Raw genomic sequence first — 14145 nt, forward strand, 5'->3', positions numbered from 1 at the left:
GGTAGAGCAGTTGACTTTTAATCAATTGGTCGCAGGTTCGAATCCTGCACGACCCACCAATTTAAAGGTGGTTACTGGTAGAGAACGTGAAGGATAACGTTGCGTCAGCAACGGCCCGAAGGGCGAGACGAAGTCGAGTCATCCTGCACGACCCACCATCCTGAATGATTAAAGCAGCATAATCCCGCAAGGGGTCGTTAGCTCAGTTGGTAGAGCAGTTGACTTTTAATCAATTGGTCGCAGGTTCGAATCCTGCACGACCCACCAATGTAAAAAAGCGCCCTAAAGGCGCCTTTTTGCTATTCAGGCATCCCACAATTTCAATTCGTAAACCTGATGACATAGTCGGAGCTTGCTATGCAAGCAACTCTACGTTGGTGGAATTAGGCGTAAAATGACGCATCCTGCACATTAGGCGTAATACGTGTGACTTTTCCTCACCGTTCGGCTATTTTGTTTAGCATATAAAACAAACTAGGCCGATTGTGGCGGGTTAAACGCTTCATATCGGTTTAAACGTTAAGCCTGTAAAACGAGATAGCCAGATGAGCGTGATGTTTGATCCTGAAACGGCGATATACCCTTTCCCACCGAAGCCAACGCCGTTAAGCATTGATGAAAAAGCGTATTATCGCGAGAAAATAAAACGTCTGTTGAAAGAACGTAATGCGGTGATGGTCGCCCACTACTATACCGATCCCGAAATTCAACAGCTGGCTGAAGAAACCGGTGGCTGTATTTCTGATTCTTTGGAAATGGCGCGCTTCGGTGCAAGGCATTCTGCTTCTACGCTTTTAGTCTCAGGAGTGAGATTTATGGGTGAAACCGCCAAAATTCTCAGCCCGGAAAAAACAATTCTGATGCCAACACTTAAGGCTGAATGTTCACTGGATCTCGGCTGCCCGATTGAAGAATTCAACGCATTTTGCGATGCCCATCCCGATCGTACAGTCGTCGTCTACGCTAACACTTCCGCTGCCGTGAAAGCGCGTGCAGATTGGGTGGTAACTTCAAGCATTGCCGTCGAACTCATTGATTATCTCGATAGTTTGGGGGAAAAAATCATCTGGGCACCAGACAAACATTTGGGGCGTTACGTGCAAAAACAGACAGGCGCAGACATCTTATGCTGGCAAGGTGCCTGCATCGTTCATGACGAGTTTAAGACTCAGGCGTTAATCCACTTACAAAAACAGTACCCTGATGCTGCCATACTGGTGCATCCGGAGTCACCACAAGCTATTGTCGATATGGCCGATGCTGTTGGTTCCACAAGTCAGTTGATTAACGCTGCAAAAACATTGCCGCATCAGCAACTGATTGTGGCGACTGACCGGGGCATTTTCTACAAAATGCAGCAAGCGGTGCCAGATAAAGAATTGCTGGAAGCGCCAACCGCTGGTGAGGGAGCAACCTGTCGAAGTTGCGCTCATTGCCCGTGGATGGCAATGAATGGCCTTCAAGCCATTGCAGAGGCCCTGGAACAGGGAGGAAGCAAACATGAGGTGCATGTTGACGAAAAGCTGCGAGAGAGGGCGCTGGTGCCGCTCAACCGCATGCTGGATTTTGCGGCTACACTACGTGGATAACTAACAATGAGGCGTCGCGCTACGCTTTGGGGGAAAGATGGATTTTTTTAGCACACAGAACATTCTGGTTCATATACCGATCGGTGCTGGCGGTTACGATCTCTCATGGATCGAAGCGGTAGGGACGATCGCTGGGTTACTGTGTATTGGCCTCGCCAGTATGGAGAAGATCAGCAACTACTTTTTTGGCCTGATCAACGTCACCCTGTTTGGCATTATTTTCTTTCAGATTCAACTGTATGCCAGCTTGTTGCTACAGGTATTTTTCTTTGCCGCCAATATTTACGGCTGGTATGCCTGGTCGCGACAAACCAGTCAACATGAAACCGAGTTGAAGATTCGCTGGTTGCCACTACCGAAGGCGTTAACCTGGCTCGCTGTTTGTGTCATTGCCATTGGCCTGATGACGGTATTTATCAACCCTGTATTTGCGTTCCTGACCCGTGTTGCAGTCATGATTATGCAAGCGTTGGGATTACAGGTGGCGATGCCAGAACTGCAACCGGATGCCTTCCCATTCTGGGATTCCTGCATGATGGTGTTATCCATCGTGGCAATGATTCTGATGACGCGCAAATACGTCGAAAACTGGTTGCTGTGGGTCATTATTAACGTAATTAGCGTGGTGATTTTCGCCTTGCAGGGCGTCTATGCCATGTCGCTGGAGTATCTGATCCTGACGTTTATTGCCCTTAACGGCAGCCGGATGTGGGTCAACAGCGCACGCGAAAGAGGTTCGCGCGCGCTGTCTCATTAATGGTGATGATGTGAATGGCCGGATACGCCTTGATTAAGGTGGCAGTCTGGCCCATGACAAGGTTGATATTCCATCTGGATGGTGGCGTGCTCAATCTGATAGTGATCCATCAGATAGTGCTGGATCTTGTCTAACAGCGCGTCGTGATCGTGTGGCGGGATCACCTGCACATGCAACGTCATTACTGGCTTCTCGCCCACCATCCACACGTGTACATGGTGTACATTACGGACTTCCGGGATTTCCCGGCACATACGACGCTTCAGTTCAGCGATATCCAGCGATACCGGCGCACCTTCAAGTAATTCATTCACGCTGTCTTTCAATAACCGCCACGCGCTGCGCAGAACCAGAAGCGACACCAGTATTGAGAGAATGGGGTCAGCAGGTGTCCAGCCGGTCCAGATAATAATCAACGCGGCAACGATAGCACCAACCGAACCCAGCAGATCCCCGAGTACATGCAGTGCCGCTGCGCGCACGTTGAGGTTTTTCTCTTCACTACCGTGATGAAGTAACCAGAAAGAGAGTATATTTGCCAGCAGCCCAGCCACGGCAATCGCCATCATCATACCGCCCTCAACAGGACGCGGCGTGCGGAAACGTTCTATCGCCTCCCAGACAATCAAAATGGTAATTACTACCAGGGCAATGGCATTCACAAACGCCGCGAGTGTAGTCAACCTAAGCCAGCCGAAAGTGTGGCGAATGGTGGGGGGACGACGAGAAAATTGCACCGCAAGCAGAGCGAAGAGCAGGGCGGCCGTATCGGTCAACATATGTCCGGCATCAGCCAGCAATGCCAGGGAACCGGAAAGAAAACCGCCAATGACTTCTACCAGCATAAAACCGGCAGTCACGCCGAAAGCATACAACAGTCGACGAGCATTATTATCTTCTGGCAGGTGTGGGGAAGTGTGTGAGTGCGCCATGACGAGTCATCCCTTAATTTATCTCACTTAACTTTATGACATCATACTGCTTTTAGAAGGGAAAAATTAAAAAGGAGAGCCTCCGCTCTCCCATTATCAGCCATATACCCTGGCTTACTGCGTAGTACCGTCGGTTTTGGTATCGACATCATTGTTGATGCCATCACCGGTTTGGACCTTTTTATTGATGTCCGGGCAGCGACCGTCTTTGCACATGGTGTTTTTGTGCTCTTCGTCTTTGGTCATGCCGTCATTATTCATGGATGAACCATTCGGGTGCAGCATAGTCCCGCCCGAGTTGGTATTAACCCCGTTATTATCGACGTTATTTGGTGCGACATTTTCACGAGCGTCCGGGGCAACCTGGCCCGCATCTGCCGCTGCGTTTGCCTGGCCGTTATTGGTTTGCGCTCCGCTATCGGCAGCCAGCGCGGCACCGCTGGCAAGGCTTAAAGTGGCAGTCAGAAATAGTGTGGCCAGTTTTGTCATTTTCATAGGATGCTCCTGTTATGGTCGTTATGTCGGATAACCTCTTCCAACAGTGCATTTGCAGGTGAATATCAGGCAATGGTTTAAGATTTCAGCCAGAAGGATAGATCCAGCAGAGAATCTTGAAAAAATTAATAAACAGAGAAGTTACAGTTAGAAATTGTAGGAGAGATCTCGTTTTCCGCGACAATCTGGCGTATTTCTTGCCGATTCCAGGATTATTCCGTCCATAGTGTAAAACCCCGTTTACACATTCTGACGGAAGATATAGATTGGAAGGATTGCATTCACCAAGATAAGTATGGCAACACTGGAACAGACATGAATTATCAGAACGACGATTTACGCATCAAAGAAATCAAAGAGTTACTTCCTCCTGTCGCACTGCTGGAAAAATTCCCTGCCACTGAAAATGCCGCGAATACGGTTGCCCATGCCCGAAAAGCGATCCATAAGATCCTGAAAGGTAATGATGATCGCCTGTTAGTGGTGATTGGTCCGTGTTCTATTCATGATCCCGTCGCGGCTAAAGAGTACGCCACTCGCTTGCTGGCGCTGCGTGATGAGCTGAAAGATGAGCTGGAAATCGTAATGCGCGTTTATTTTGAAAAGCCGCGTACAACGGTGGGCTGGAAAGGGCTGATCAACGATCCGCATATGGACAACAGCTTCCAGATCAACGACGGTTTGCGTATTGCCCGTAAATTGCTGCTCGATATTAACGACAGCGGCCTGCCAGCGGCTGGCGAATTCCTGGATATGATCACCCCTCAGTATCTCGCTGACCTGATGAGCTGGGGAGCAATTGGCGCGCGTACAACTGAATCGCAGGTACACCGCGAACTGGCGTCTGGTCTTTCTTGCCCGGTCGGCTTCAAAAATGGCACCGACGGTACGATTAAAGTGGCTATCGATGCCATTAATGCCGCCGGTGCGCCGCACTGCTTCCTGTCCGTAACTAAATGGGGGCATTCGGCGATTGTGAATACCAGCGGTAACGGCGATTGCCATATCATTCTGCGCGGTGGTAAAGAGCCTAACTACAGCGCGAAGCACGTTGCTGAAGTGAAAGAAGGGTTGAAAAAGGCGGGTCTGCCAGCTCAAGTGATGATCGATTTCAGCCATGCTAACTCGTCCAAACAGTTCAAAAAACAGATGGATGTCTGTGCTGACGTTTGCCAGCAGATTGCCGGTGGCGAAACAGCCATTATTGGTGTGATGGTCGAAAGTCATCTGGTGGAAGGCAATCAGAGCCTCGAGAGCGGGGAACCGCTGGCCTATGGCAAGAGCATCACCGATGCCTGCATTGGCTGGGATGATACCGATGCTCTGTTACGCCAACTGGCGAACGCAGTAAAAGCGCGTCGCGGGTAATTTATAGTCGAATCGCCATGACTGTACGTTTGTAGGCATGATAAGACGCGCAGCGTCGCATCAGGCAATGTGCTCCATTGTTAGCAACGACAAACAAAAAAGCCGACTCACTTGCAGTCGGCTTTCTCATTTTTAAACGAATGACGTTTACTTCGCTTTACCCTGGTTAGCAACGGCCGCTGCTTTCGCCGCGATCTCGTCAGCATTACCCAGATAGTAGCGTTTCAGCGGTTTGAAGTTCTCGTCGAACTCATAAACCAGCGGCACGCCAGTCGGGATATTTAGCTCAAGAATCTCTTCTTCGCTCATGTTATCGAGATATTTCACCAGCGCACGCAGGGAGTTACCGTGGGCAGCAATAATCACGCGCTCACCGCTCTTCATACGCGGCAGAATGGTTTCATTCCAGTAAGGGATCACGCGGTCAATGGTCAGCGCCAGGCTTTCAGTCAACGGCAGTTCTTTCTCGCTCAGTTTTGCATAACGCGGATCGTGGCCCGGATAACGCTCATCATCTTTAGTCAGCTCCGGCGGAGTCACCGCAAAACCACGACGCCACTGTTTCACCTGCTCGTCGCCATACTTTTCAGCGGTTTCCGCTTTGTTCAGACCCTGCAACGCACCATAGTGACGTTCGTTCAGTTTCCAGGATTTCTCAACGGGCAGCCATGCCTGATCCAGTTCGTCCAGCACGTTCCACAGGGTGTGGATAGCGCGTTTCAGCACAGAGGTGTAAGCAAAGTCAAAGCTGTAACCTTCCTCTTTCAGCAGCTTGCCTGCTGCTTTTGCTTCGCTTACGCCTTTCTCAGACAGATCCACGTCGTACCAACCGGTGAAACGGTTTTCTTTGTTCCACTGGCTTTCGCCATGACGAACCAGAACCAGCTTAGTTACAGCCATATACTTACTCCTCAAATCATTATTAAATGATAATAATTCTCATTATATTGCCGTTGTGAACGTACGGCAATGATTAGTTATAACAATAGCGAAAATGGAGATTCAATGTAAGTTAAGTGTAACTAATTGATTGCAACATGGTGTGAATTTGAGCAAATGACGATCAGGTGTCGCCCAGTAGAGTTCTCCATTCTGCTTAAGAAGTGATGCCATTCCAATTTCATCTGTAATAAAAATATATGGTATTAATTAATTCACAACATAAATAATTTATTCAATAGCAAGGTGGAACAATGATGGAAATGTGAAAACAATCATATTTGAAGGTCAATGAAACATAATTCGAGACACTTATCGATAACCTGTTTACCCAGTGAGGATGTAAGCTAAACGTAATTTAGTACAAATAACGATCAGCAAACTGAACATTACATTAATATTCCTCATCACGGTGCAGTAGAGCGCGTACTGTTTTGAGCGATTGGTTGAGCACGACGTGTTGACTTCTGCACCGTTGCGTGAGGCGATTGCCGAAAGAGGATATCGGCTGGGATCGTTTCACGATATTTAACAAAATTGCGCCTCGATAGTGGGAGGTGCAGCGCTTATTCAGAAAAAAACTGATTTCGCCCCGTCATTTATTATGGCCCTCTGCTTTAATGGATTTATCTGCAAGAGGAATTTAATTTATTTTTGTGGTGAATTTTTTTTGATTCATTTACTCATAAGGTGAATAATATAAATTAAATATCAATTTATTTATTGATAAAGCTCAGGAAATAATCATATTTACATTGAATGAGACATGTTTTATTACCAGAAGCTCTGGTGAAAATGGTAAGCTATCCGTGAATAAGGCAGAGAATGCGACAAATCAGGTAGTAGACTCAGAAGTGAATTAATGGTGATGGGTAATTAAAATGGTGCGGTGATGATCGATTTTTTAGTATCTTTTATTATCTTGCTCTTCCTTATACTTCCGTCTTTTATTGTTTTTTGTTTGTTCTCTTGTCGTTATATGAAAATGATGCGAGCCATTTGTTTTACTGGTGCAGCTATTTTTTTTATTGTATGGGGATATGCCTTTTTTCAGTTCGAGTATGGCATAACTCACCGGGGTATGGTAGTTCAGGGAACTATTATTGATCGCGATGACTGTACCAGCAGCACACCTCGTGGTTCAGTCGATAAAGGATATTGTGCCAGCGTTAGCTATCTGGATCATCATCTACAGCGGCATACTCTTTCTCTTCCATTCAGGAGAACGGATTATATCTACTTTAATCATGCTACCGTTGTCTATGATCGTGATAATCCGCAAATATGGCGTATTATTAGCCTGGATGATAAAACAACAAAAATTGATAAATCTAATTCAATATTATTAATATGGTCTATTGTTCTATTAATGTGGGGCGGAATATTACAGCTTGTTATTGGTTCTCCCGTAGGGAAAAGATATCATGATGGCGATTTAATTAAGGATATTTCTTTACTTCTCTCATATATCTGGAGAAAAGTATTGTGTCGGTAATATTTCACCCTCGATTTCTGGTGTTATGCTTTATTTTAGCACTGATGTTTTTTGTCATGGGTATTTTTCAGGAATACCACTATAGCGATGGGTTAATTAACAATGGCGTCATAACGTCAGGTGTTATATTTGATCGTGAGTGCATTTCTCATAGACCGCCAGGACGCCATGATTATCATGCTAAAGCTCGTTATACAGATGAAGAAGGGAATAGTCATGTCATATATCTGGCCACGAGTGATACTGATTATGCTTACCATTCAGTGGTGACTATTGTGTATGACAGTGACAAACCTGATCATGCGAAAGTTATCAAATTAGATAATCATGATGTAAATATGGGGGATGGGCACCATATTGGCGAATGGACTATTGGCATGGCTCTTTTTATATGGAGTATATGCATTCACATTTTCAGGAAATGGCCTGCATCAGATAAAAATAATCGGAACGACTGAACGTAATATTGTGAGCTACAATAAAAGCGCCCTGAGGTGCTAATTGGGGCGCTTTAGAAAATATCATTACTCAGCAATAAACTGATATTCCGTCAGGCTGGAATACTCTTCGCCAGGACGCAGGAAGCAGTCCGGTTGCGGCCATTCAGGATGGTTTGGACTGTCCGGCAGAAACTCGCTTTCCAGCGCCAGACCTTGCCAGTCTGCGTAAGGTTCGATTCCCCGCGACGGCGTACCGCCGAGGAAGTTGCCGGAGTAAAATTGCAAAGCCGGAGCGGTGGTGTAGACCTTAAGCTGCAATTTCTCATCTGCTGACCAGACATGCGCCGCCACTTTCTTGCCATCACCTTTGGCCTGCAACAAGAACGCGTGATCGTAACCTTTGACTTTGCGCTGATCGTCATCGGCAAGAAACTCACTGGCGATGATTTTGGCGCTGCGGAAATCAAAAGACGTACCGGCAACAGATTTCAGGCCGTCGTGCGGAATGCCACCTTCATCAACTGGCAGATATTCGTCCGCCAGAATCTGCAGTTTGTGGTTACGCACATCAGACTGCTCGCCGTCGAGGTTGAAATAGACGTGATTAGTCATATTCACCGGGCAAGGTTTATCAACCGTGGCGCGATAGGTAATAGAGATACGGTTATCGTCGGTCAGACGATACTGCACCGTCGCGCCGAGATTGCCCGGAAAGCCCTGATCGCCATCTTCTGAACTCAGGGCAAACAGCACCTGACGATCGTTTTGGTTCACAATCTGCCAGCGACGTTTGTCGAACCCTTCCGGGCCGCCGTGCAACTGGTTAACGCCCTGACTTGGCGAAAGCGTCACGGTTTCACCGTCAAAGGTATAACGGCAATTGGCGATACGGTTAGCATAACGACCAATAGAGGCCCCCAGAAATGCGGCCTGATCCTGATAGCAGTCCGGGCTGGCGCAGCCAAGCAGCGCCTCGCGGACGCTGCCATCGGAAAGCGGAATACGGGCTGAAAGTAAAGTCGCACCCCAGTCCATCAGCGTGACTACCATCCCTGCGTTGTTACGCAAAGTTAACAGTCGGTACGGCTGACCATCGGGTGCCAGTGCGGGAGTTTCGTTCAGCACTGTCCTGCTCCTTGTGATGGTTTACACACGTAAAAAGTCTCTTTAATGCCTGTTTTTGCTTCATATTGTTCAGCGACGGCTTGCTGTACAGCAGGCACCAGCTCTTCCGGGATCAGCGCGACGATACAGCCGCCAAATCCGCCACCGGTCATGCGTACGCCACCTTTGTCGCCAATCACAGCTTTTACGATTTCGACCAGAGTGTCAATTTGCGGCACGGTGATTTCGAAATCATCGCGCATAGAGGCATGAGACTCCGCCATTAACTCGCCCATACGCTGCAAATCACCTTTCTCCAGTGCGCTGGCAGCTTCAACGGTACGCGCGTTTTCGGTCAGGACGTGACGCACGCGTTTCGCTACGATCGGATCCAGTTCATGCGCTACGGCGTTGAATTCTTCAATGGTGACATCACGCAGGGCTGGCTGCTGGAAGAAACGCGCACCGGTTTCGCACTGTTCACGACGGGTGTTGTACTCACTGCCAACCAGGGTACGTTTAAAGTTACTGTTGATGATGACCACTGCCACACCTTTCGGCATGGAAACTGCTTTGGTCCCCAGAGAGCGGCAATCGATCAGCAAGGCATGATCTTTCTTGCCCAGGGCGGAAATTAGCTGATCCATGATCCCACAGTTACAGCCAACAAACTGATTTTCTGCTTCCTGACCGTTAAGCGCGATTTGTGCGCCGTCCAGCGGCAGATGGTAAAGCTGCTGCAATACGGTTCCGACCGCCACTTCCAGTGAAGCGGAAGAACTTAACCCGGCGCCCTGCGGCACGTTGCCGCTTATTACCATGTCCACGCCGCCGAAGCTGTTGTTACGCAGCTGCAGATGTTTCACTACGCCACGGACGTAGTTAGCCCATTGATAGTTTTCATGAGCAACAATGGGCGCATCAAGGGAAAACTCGTCAATCTGATTTTCATAATCAGCCGCCATCACGCGAACTTTACGGTCATCTCGTGGCGCGCAGCTAATCACGGTTTGATAATCAATCGCGCAGGGCAGAACGAAACCGTCGTTGTAGTCGGTGTGTTCACCAATCAAATTCACGCGGCCAGGCGCCTGAATGGTGTGAGTGGCAGGGTAGCCAAATGCGTTGGCAAACAGAGATTGTGTTTTTTCTTTCAGACTCATTTCTTACACTCCGGATTCGCGAAAATGGATATCGCTGACTGCGCGCAAACGCTCTGCTGCCTGTTCTGCGGTCAGGTCTCGCTGGGTCTCTGCCAGCATTTCATAACCAACCATAAATTTACGTACGCTGGCAGAGCGCAACAGAGGCGGATAAAAGTGCGCGTGCAGCTGCCAGTGTTGATTCTCTTCGCCATTAAATGGCGCACCGTGCCAGCCCATAGAGTAGGGGAAGGAGCACTGGAAGAGGTTGTCATAACGACTGGTCAGCTTTTTCAACGCCAACGCCAGATCGTTGCGCTGGGCGTCGGTCAAATCGGTGATCCGTAATACGTGGGCTTTGGGCAGCAGTAGCGTTTCGAACGGCCAGGCAGCCCAGTAAGGCACTACGGCTAACCAGTGTTCGGTTTCGACAACGGTACGGCTACCGTCTGCCAGCTCGCGCTGAACATAATCCACCAGCATTGGCGATTTCTGTTCGGCGAAATATTCTTTTTGCAGGCGATCTTCACGCTCGGCTTCGTTAGGCAGGAAACTGTTTGCCCAAACCTGACCGTGCGGATGCGGGTTAGAGCACCCCATCGCTGCACCTTTGTTTTCAAAGACCTGCACCCATGGGTATGTTTTTCCCAGCTCTGCGGTTTGCTCCTGCCAGGTTTTGACGATTTCTGTCAATGCGGCAACGCTTAACTCTGGCAGCGTTTTACTGTGATCCGGTGAAAAACAGATCACCCGACTGGTGCCACGCGCGCTCTGGCAACGCATCAGCGGATCGTTGCTTTCCGGGGCGTCTGGCGTGTCGGACATCAACGCCGCAAAGTCATTGGTAAAAACGTAAGTCCCGGTGTAATCGGGGTTTTTATCGCCTGTCACCCGCACATTACCTGCGCAGAGGAAGCAATCTGGATCGTGCGCAGGTAACACCTGTTTGGCTGGCGTTTCCTGCGCCCCCTGCCAGGGGCGCTTCGCGCGGTGCGGTGAAACCAGAATCCATTGCCCGGTGAGCGGGTTATAGCGGCGATGTGGATGATCAACGGGATTAAATTGCGTCATGGTCGTTCCTTAATCGGGATATCCCTGTGGATGGCGTGACTGCCAGTGCCAGGTGTCCTGCGCCATTTCATCGAGTGTGCGCGTTACGCGCCAGTTCAGTTCGCGATCGGCTTTGCTGGCGTCCGCCCAGTAGGCCGGAAGGTCGCCCTCGCGACGCGGTGCAAAATGATAATTAACCGGTTTGCCGCAAGCTTTGCTGAAGGCATTAACCACGTCCAGCACGCTGCTGCCTACGCCTGCACCGAGGTTGTAGATGTGTACGCCTGGCTTGTTCGCCAGTTTTTCCATCGCCACGACGTGACCGTCTGCCAGGTCCATTACGTGGATGTAATCGCGCACGCCAGTACCGTCTTCGGTTGGATAATCGTTACCAAAAATAGCCAGAGAGTCGCGACGGCCTACGGCAACCTGGGCAATGTACGGCATCAGGTTATTCGGAATGCCCTGCGGATCTTCGCCCATATCACCCGACGGATGCGCGCCAACCGGGTTGAAGTAGCGCAGCAGGGCAATGCTCCAGTCCGGCTGGGCTTTTTGCAGGTCGGTGAGGATCTGTTCCACCATCAGCTTGCTTTTGCCGTAAGGGCTTTGCGGCGTGCCGGTAGGGAAGCTTTCAACGTAAGGAATTTTGGGCTGATCGCCATAAACGGTGGCGGAGGAGCTGAAGATAAAGTTTTTGACGTTAGCGGCGCGCATGGCGCTAATCAGACGCAGAGTACCGTTAACGTTGTTGTCGTAATATTCCAGCGGTTTTTGTACTGACTCTCCAACGGCTTTCAGCCCGGCGAAGTGGATCACGGTGTCGATAGCGTGATCGTGCAGGATCTCGGTCATCAACGCTTCGTTACGGATATCGCCTTCAACAAACGTTGGATGTTTGCCGCCTAAACGCTCGATAACAGGCAGTACGCTGCGCTTACTGTTACAGAGGTTATCAAGAATGATGACATCATGACCGTTTTGCAGTAATTGCACACAGGTATGACTTCCAATGTAACCGCTACCACCGGTAACCAGAACTCTCATAATTCGCTCCATTAGGCTTATGGTATGAAATAACCATAGCATAACAAAGATGCGAAAAGTGTGACATGGAATAAATTAGTGGAATCGTTTACACAAGAATTTAGCCATTTTTTATGCGCGAATAAACGATTATAAAACAGAGGGGTTGTGAATGATTGCGCTTTTTATCTGAAAAAAAGTTGCGTTTTCATGCCTGGATGCGTCTAACGGTGTGCCGGATAAGGCGTTTACGCCGCATCCGGCACATTCAGCATTACAGTCTTAGTTTATTTTTGTCAGCGCATAACGATAGAGGTCACCGTCCGGCACGAACTCCAGACGATGGGTAATACAGGCAGGCGCGTCTTGTGCGTGGTGCGAAACAAACAGTAATTGCGTTTCACCTTCGCTAATTAACACATCAACAAATCTGCGGATAAGCTGGCGATTCAGCGGATCAAGCCCCTGTAAAGGTTCATCGAGAATAAGCAATGTGGGATGCTTCACCAGTGCGCGGACGATCAGCGCCAGACGTTGCTGCCCCCAGGAAAGACTGTGGAAAGGGGCGTCAGCCGTGCGTTTGTCAATGCCGAGAATATCCAGCCACTGCTGCACCAGCTTTTGCTGACGATCCGAAACGGCCTGATAAATACCAATCGAATCAAAATATCCGGAAAGGATAACGTTCCGCACCGTAGTGCTGACCCGGTAATCCAGATGCAAACTACTGCTGACATAACCGATATGTTTTTTGATATCCCAGATGGTTTCACCGCTGCCGCGACGTCGACCAAACAGCGTTAAATCGTTGCTGTATCCCTGTGGATGATCGCCAGTGATAAGGCTTAATAACGTTGATTTTCCCGCACCATTTGGCCCAACAATTTGCCAGTGTTCGCCATGGTTCACCTGCCAGCTAAGGTTGTTAAGAATGGGGCGATCGTTATAAGAAACCACACCATTGTTCAGCACAATGCGCGGTTCGTTGGCGGGTAATGCATGACGTGCTGAAGGTTCATCCGGTTCCGGTAGTTGTACGCCATCCAGCCGTTCACTGTGCGCCAGTTGTGCAACGAGTGCCTGCTGGAGTAGTTCCTCTTTAGCGCCTGTTTCCGCTAACGTGCAATCCGCCAGTACACCAGCAAACTGGACAAATTCTGGGATCTCATCGAAGCGATTGAGCACCAGCACCAGGGTAATACCGGACTGATGTAACGAGGCGAGTAATTCTGCCAGTTGCTGACGTGAGGCAACGTCAAGACCATCGAACGGTTCGTCAAGAATTAACAACTCAGGATCTGACATCAGCGCCTGACACAGCAGAGTTTTACGCGTCTCGCCAGTGGAAAGATATTTAAAGCGTCGGTCGAGAAGGGCGGTAATGCCGAACTGCTGCGCCAGCTGCGCGCAACGCTGTGCATCCTTAACTTCATCCTGAATGATCTCAGCCGTGGTGCGCCCGGTGTCATCTTCGCCAGGACTAAGCATATCGGTATTATTGCGCTGCCACTCGTCGCTGACGAGTTTTTGCAATTGCTCGAAGGAGAGACGAGTGATGTGGGAAAACTGGCTCTGCCGTTCACCTTTCAAGAGCGGAAGTTCTCCCGCCAGCGCACGAGCCAGCGCCGACTTGCCGCTACCGTTAGAACCGACAAACGCCCAACTATCACCCGCGTTTAACATTAGCTGAGGCAATTGCAGCGTTTTTGTGTCGCTAAGACGAAACGTGCCTTGCAAAATTTGCAACGATGACATTATGTATCCCATTTTTTGCAGCGATTACTGACAGGGATACGTGTTTCATAACA

General features: G+C 49.2%; 13 protein-coding genes, 1 tRNA gene, 1 other RNA gene and 1 pseudogene. 8 read left to right on the forward strand and 8 right to left on the reverse strand.

The window, feature by feature from the left end:
* The first annotated feature begins 1 nt into the window (after position 1).
* The 4 genes from A9180_RS21980 to pnuC all read left to right on the forward strand — a co-directional run bounded on the left by A9180_RS21980 (position 2) and on the right by pnuC (position 2346).
* Positions 2 to 158, forward strand: a non-coding RNA gene (locus A9180_RS21980) — RtT sRNA.
* Positions 159 to 191: 33 nt separating this feature from the next.
* Positions 192 to 267: transfer RNA gene (locus A9180_RS21985), tRNA-Lys, on the forward strand.
* A gap of 278 nt (positions 268 to 545) precedes the next feature.
* Entirely contained in the window at positions 546 to 1589 is a 1044-nt protein-coding gene (nadA, locus tag A9180_RS21990; protein ID WP_064530608.1) for a quinolinate synthase NadA, read from the forward strand.
* 37 nt (positions 1590 to 1626) lie between these two features.
* Complete coding sequence (pnuC, locus tag A9180_RS21995) at positions 1627 to 2346, forward strand: nicotinamide riboside transporter PnuC (protein ID WP_064530609.1); 720 nt, start codon at positions 1627 to 1629, stop codon at positions 2344 to 2346.
* On the opposite strand, the gene zitB is transcribed toward pnuC, so the two are convergent.
* Positions 2343 to 3278: a CDF family zinc transporter ZitB gene (gene zitB, locus A9180_RS22000; protein WP_064530611.1), complete on the reverse strand. Its 936-nt coding sequence runs from the start codon at positions 3276 to 3278 to the stop codon at positions 2343 to 2345. The genes pnuC and zitB overlap by 4 nt on opposite strands.
* A gap of 114 nt (positions 3279 to 3392) precedes the next feature.
* The gene (locus tag A9180_RS22005; protein WP_064530615.1) at positions 3393 to 3773 is read right to left on the reverse strand and encodes a YbgS-like family protein; all 381 of its coding nucleotides are present in this window, start codon (positions 3771 to 3773) and stop codon (positions 3393 to 3395) included.
* Between the two features lie 315 nt (positions 3774 to 4088).
* Here A9180_RS22005 and aroG point away from each other — a divergent pair, with 315 nt between their 5' ends.
* Positions 4089 to 5141: a 3-deoxy-7-phosphoheptulonate synthase AroG gene (gene aroG / locus A9180_RS22010; protein WP_064530617.1), complete on the forward strand. Its 1053-nt coding sequence runs from the start codon at positions 4089 to 4091 to the stop codon at positions 5139 to 5141.
* Positions 5142 to 5288: 147 nt separating this feature from the next.
* On the opposite strand, the gene gpmA is transcribed toward aroG, so the two are convergent.
* Positions 5289 to 6041: a 2,3-diphosphoglycerate-dependent phosphoglycerate mutase gene (gpmA, locus tag A9180_RS22015; protein WP_001295305.1), complete on the reverse strand. Its 753-nt coding sequence runs from the start codon at positions 6039 to 6041 to the stop codon at positions 5289 to 5291.
* A 460-nt stretch (positions 6042 to 6501) separates the two neighbouring features.
* On the opposite strand from gpmA, the pseudogene A9180_RS24865 reads away from it, so the two are divergent.
* The 3 genes and pseudogenes from A9180_RS24865 to A9180_RS24490 form a co-directional block, all read left to right on the forward strand.
* Positions 6502 to 6612 (forward strand): annotated as a pseudogene (locus tag A9180_RS24865) (chitooligosaccharide deacetylase); the annotation flags it as partial.
* Positions 6613 to 6972: 360 nt separating this feature from the next.
* Positions 6973 to 7575, forward strand: a complete 603-nt coding sequence (locus A9180_RS24485; RefSeq protein WP_149025991.1) for a hypothetical protein — start codon at positions 6973 to 6975, stop codon at positions 7573 to 7575.
* Positions 7566 to 8033: a DUF3592 domain-containing protein gene (locus A9180_RS24490; protein ID WP_074399685.1), complete on the forward strand. Its 468-nt coding sequence runs from the start codon at positions 7566 to 7568 to the stop codon at positions 8031 to 8033. The genes A9180_RS24485 and A9180_RS24490 overlap by 10 nt, the downstream gene beginning before the upstream one ends.
* A gap of 66 nt (positions 8034 to 8099) precedes the next feature.
* Here A9180_RS24490 and galM read toward each other — a convergent pair whose 3' ends face one another.
* The 5 genes from galM to modF form a co-directional block, all read right to left on the reverse strand.
* Complete coding sequence (gene galM, locus A9180_RS22025; protein ID WP_064530622.1) at positions 8100 to 9140, reverse strand: galactose-1-epimerase; 1041 nt, start codon at positions 9138 to 9140, stop codon at positions 8100 to 8102.
* Positions 9134 to 10282 carry a galactokinase gene (gene galK / locus A9180_RS22030; protein WP_064530624.1) on the reverse strand — a complete coding sequence of 383 codons (1149 nt, stop codon included), beginning with the start codon at positions 10280 to 10282 and terminating at the stop codon, positions 9134 to 9136. The genes galM and galK overlap by 7 nt, the downstream gene beginning before the upstream one ends.
* 3 nt (positions 10283 to 10285) lie before the next feature.
* Complete coding sequence (gene galT, locus A9180_RS22035) at positions 10286 to 11332, reverse strand: galactose-1-phosphate uridylyltransferase (RefSeq protein WP_064530626.1); 1047 nt, start codon at positions 11330 to 11332, stop codon at positions 10286 to 10288.
* A gap of 9 nt (positions 11333 to 11341) precedes the next feature.
* Complete coding sequence (gene galE / locus A9180_RS22040) at positions 11342 to 12358, reverse strand: UDP-glucose 4-epimerase GalE (protein WP_001265443.1); 1017 nt, start codon at positions 12356 to 12358, stop codon at positions 11342 to 11344.
* Positions 12359 to 12619: 261 nt separating this feature from the next.
* Positions 12620 to 14092: a molybdate ABC transporter ATP-binding protein ModF gene (gene modF, locus A9180_RS22045; protein ID WP_064530628.1), complete on the reverse strand. Its 1473-nt coding sequence runs from the start codon at positions 14090 to 14092 to the stop codon at positions 12620 to 12622.
* Between the last annotated feature and the right edge of the window lie 53 nt (positions 14093 to 14145).

Source organism: Escherichia sp. B1147, from assembly GCF_001660175.1.
Classification (GTDB): domain Bacteria; phylum Pseudomonadota; class Gammaproteobacteria; order Enterobacterales; family Enterobacteriaceae; genus Escherichia; species Escherichia whittamii.

Bases quoted from the DNA above. Each gene is read 5' to 3' on its own strand.
- nadA (WP_064530608.1), top strand. From the start codon at position 546: ATGAGCGTGATGTTTGATCCTGAAACGGCGATATACCCTTTCCCACCG.
- pnuC (WP_064530609.1), top strand. From the start codon at position 1,627: ATGGATTTTTTTAGCACACAGAACATTCTGGTTCATATACCGATCGGT.
- zitB (WP_064530611.1), bottom strand. From the start codon at position 3,278: ATGGCGCACTCACACACTTCCCCACACCTGCCAGAAGATAATAATGCT.
- A9180_RS22005 (WP_064530615.1), bottom strand. From the start codon at position 3,773: ATGAAAATGACAAAACTGGCCACACTATTTCTGACTGCCACTTTAAGC.
- aroG (WP_064530617.1), top strand. From the start codon at position 4,089: ATGAATTATCAGAACGACGATTTACGCATCAAAGAAATCAAAGAGTTA.
- gpmA (WP_001295305.1), bottom strand. From the start codon at position 6,041: ATGGCTGTAACTAAGCTGGTTCTGGTTCGTCATGGCGAAAGCCAGTGG.
- A9180_RS24485 (WP_149025991.1), top strand. From the start codon at position 6,973: ATGATCGATTTTTTAGTATCTTTTATTATCTTGCTCTTCCTTATACTT.
- galK (WP_064530624.1), bottom strand. From the start codon at position 10,282: ATGAGTCTGAAAGAAAAAACACAATCTCTGTTTGCCAACGCATTTGGC.
- galT (WP_064530626.1), bottom strand. From the start codon at position 11,332: ATGACGCAATTTAATCCCGTTGATCATCCACATCGCCGCTATAACCCG.
- galE (WP_001265443.1), bottom strand. From the start codon at position 12,358: ATGAGAGTTCTGGTTACCGGTGGTAGCGGTTACATTGGAAGTCATACC.
- modF (WP_064530628.1), bottom strand. From the start codon at position 14,092: ATGTCATCGTTGCAAATTTTGCAAGGCACGTTTCGTCTTAGCGACACA.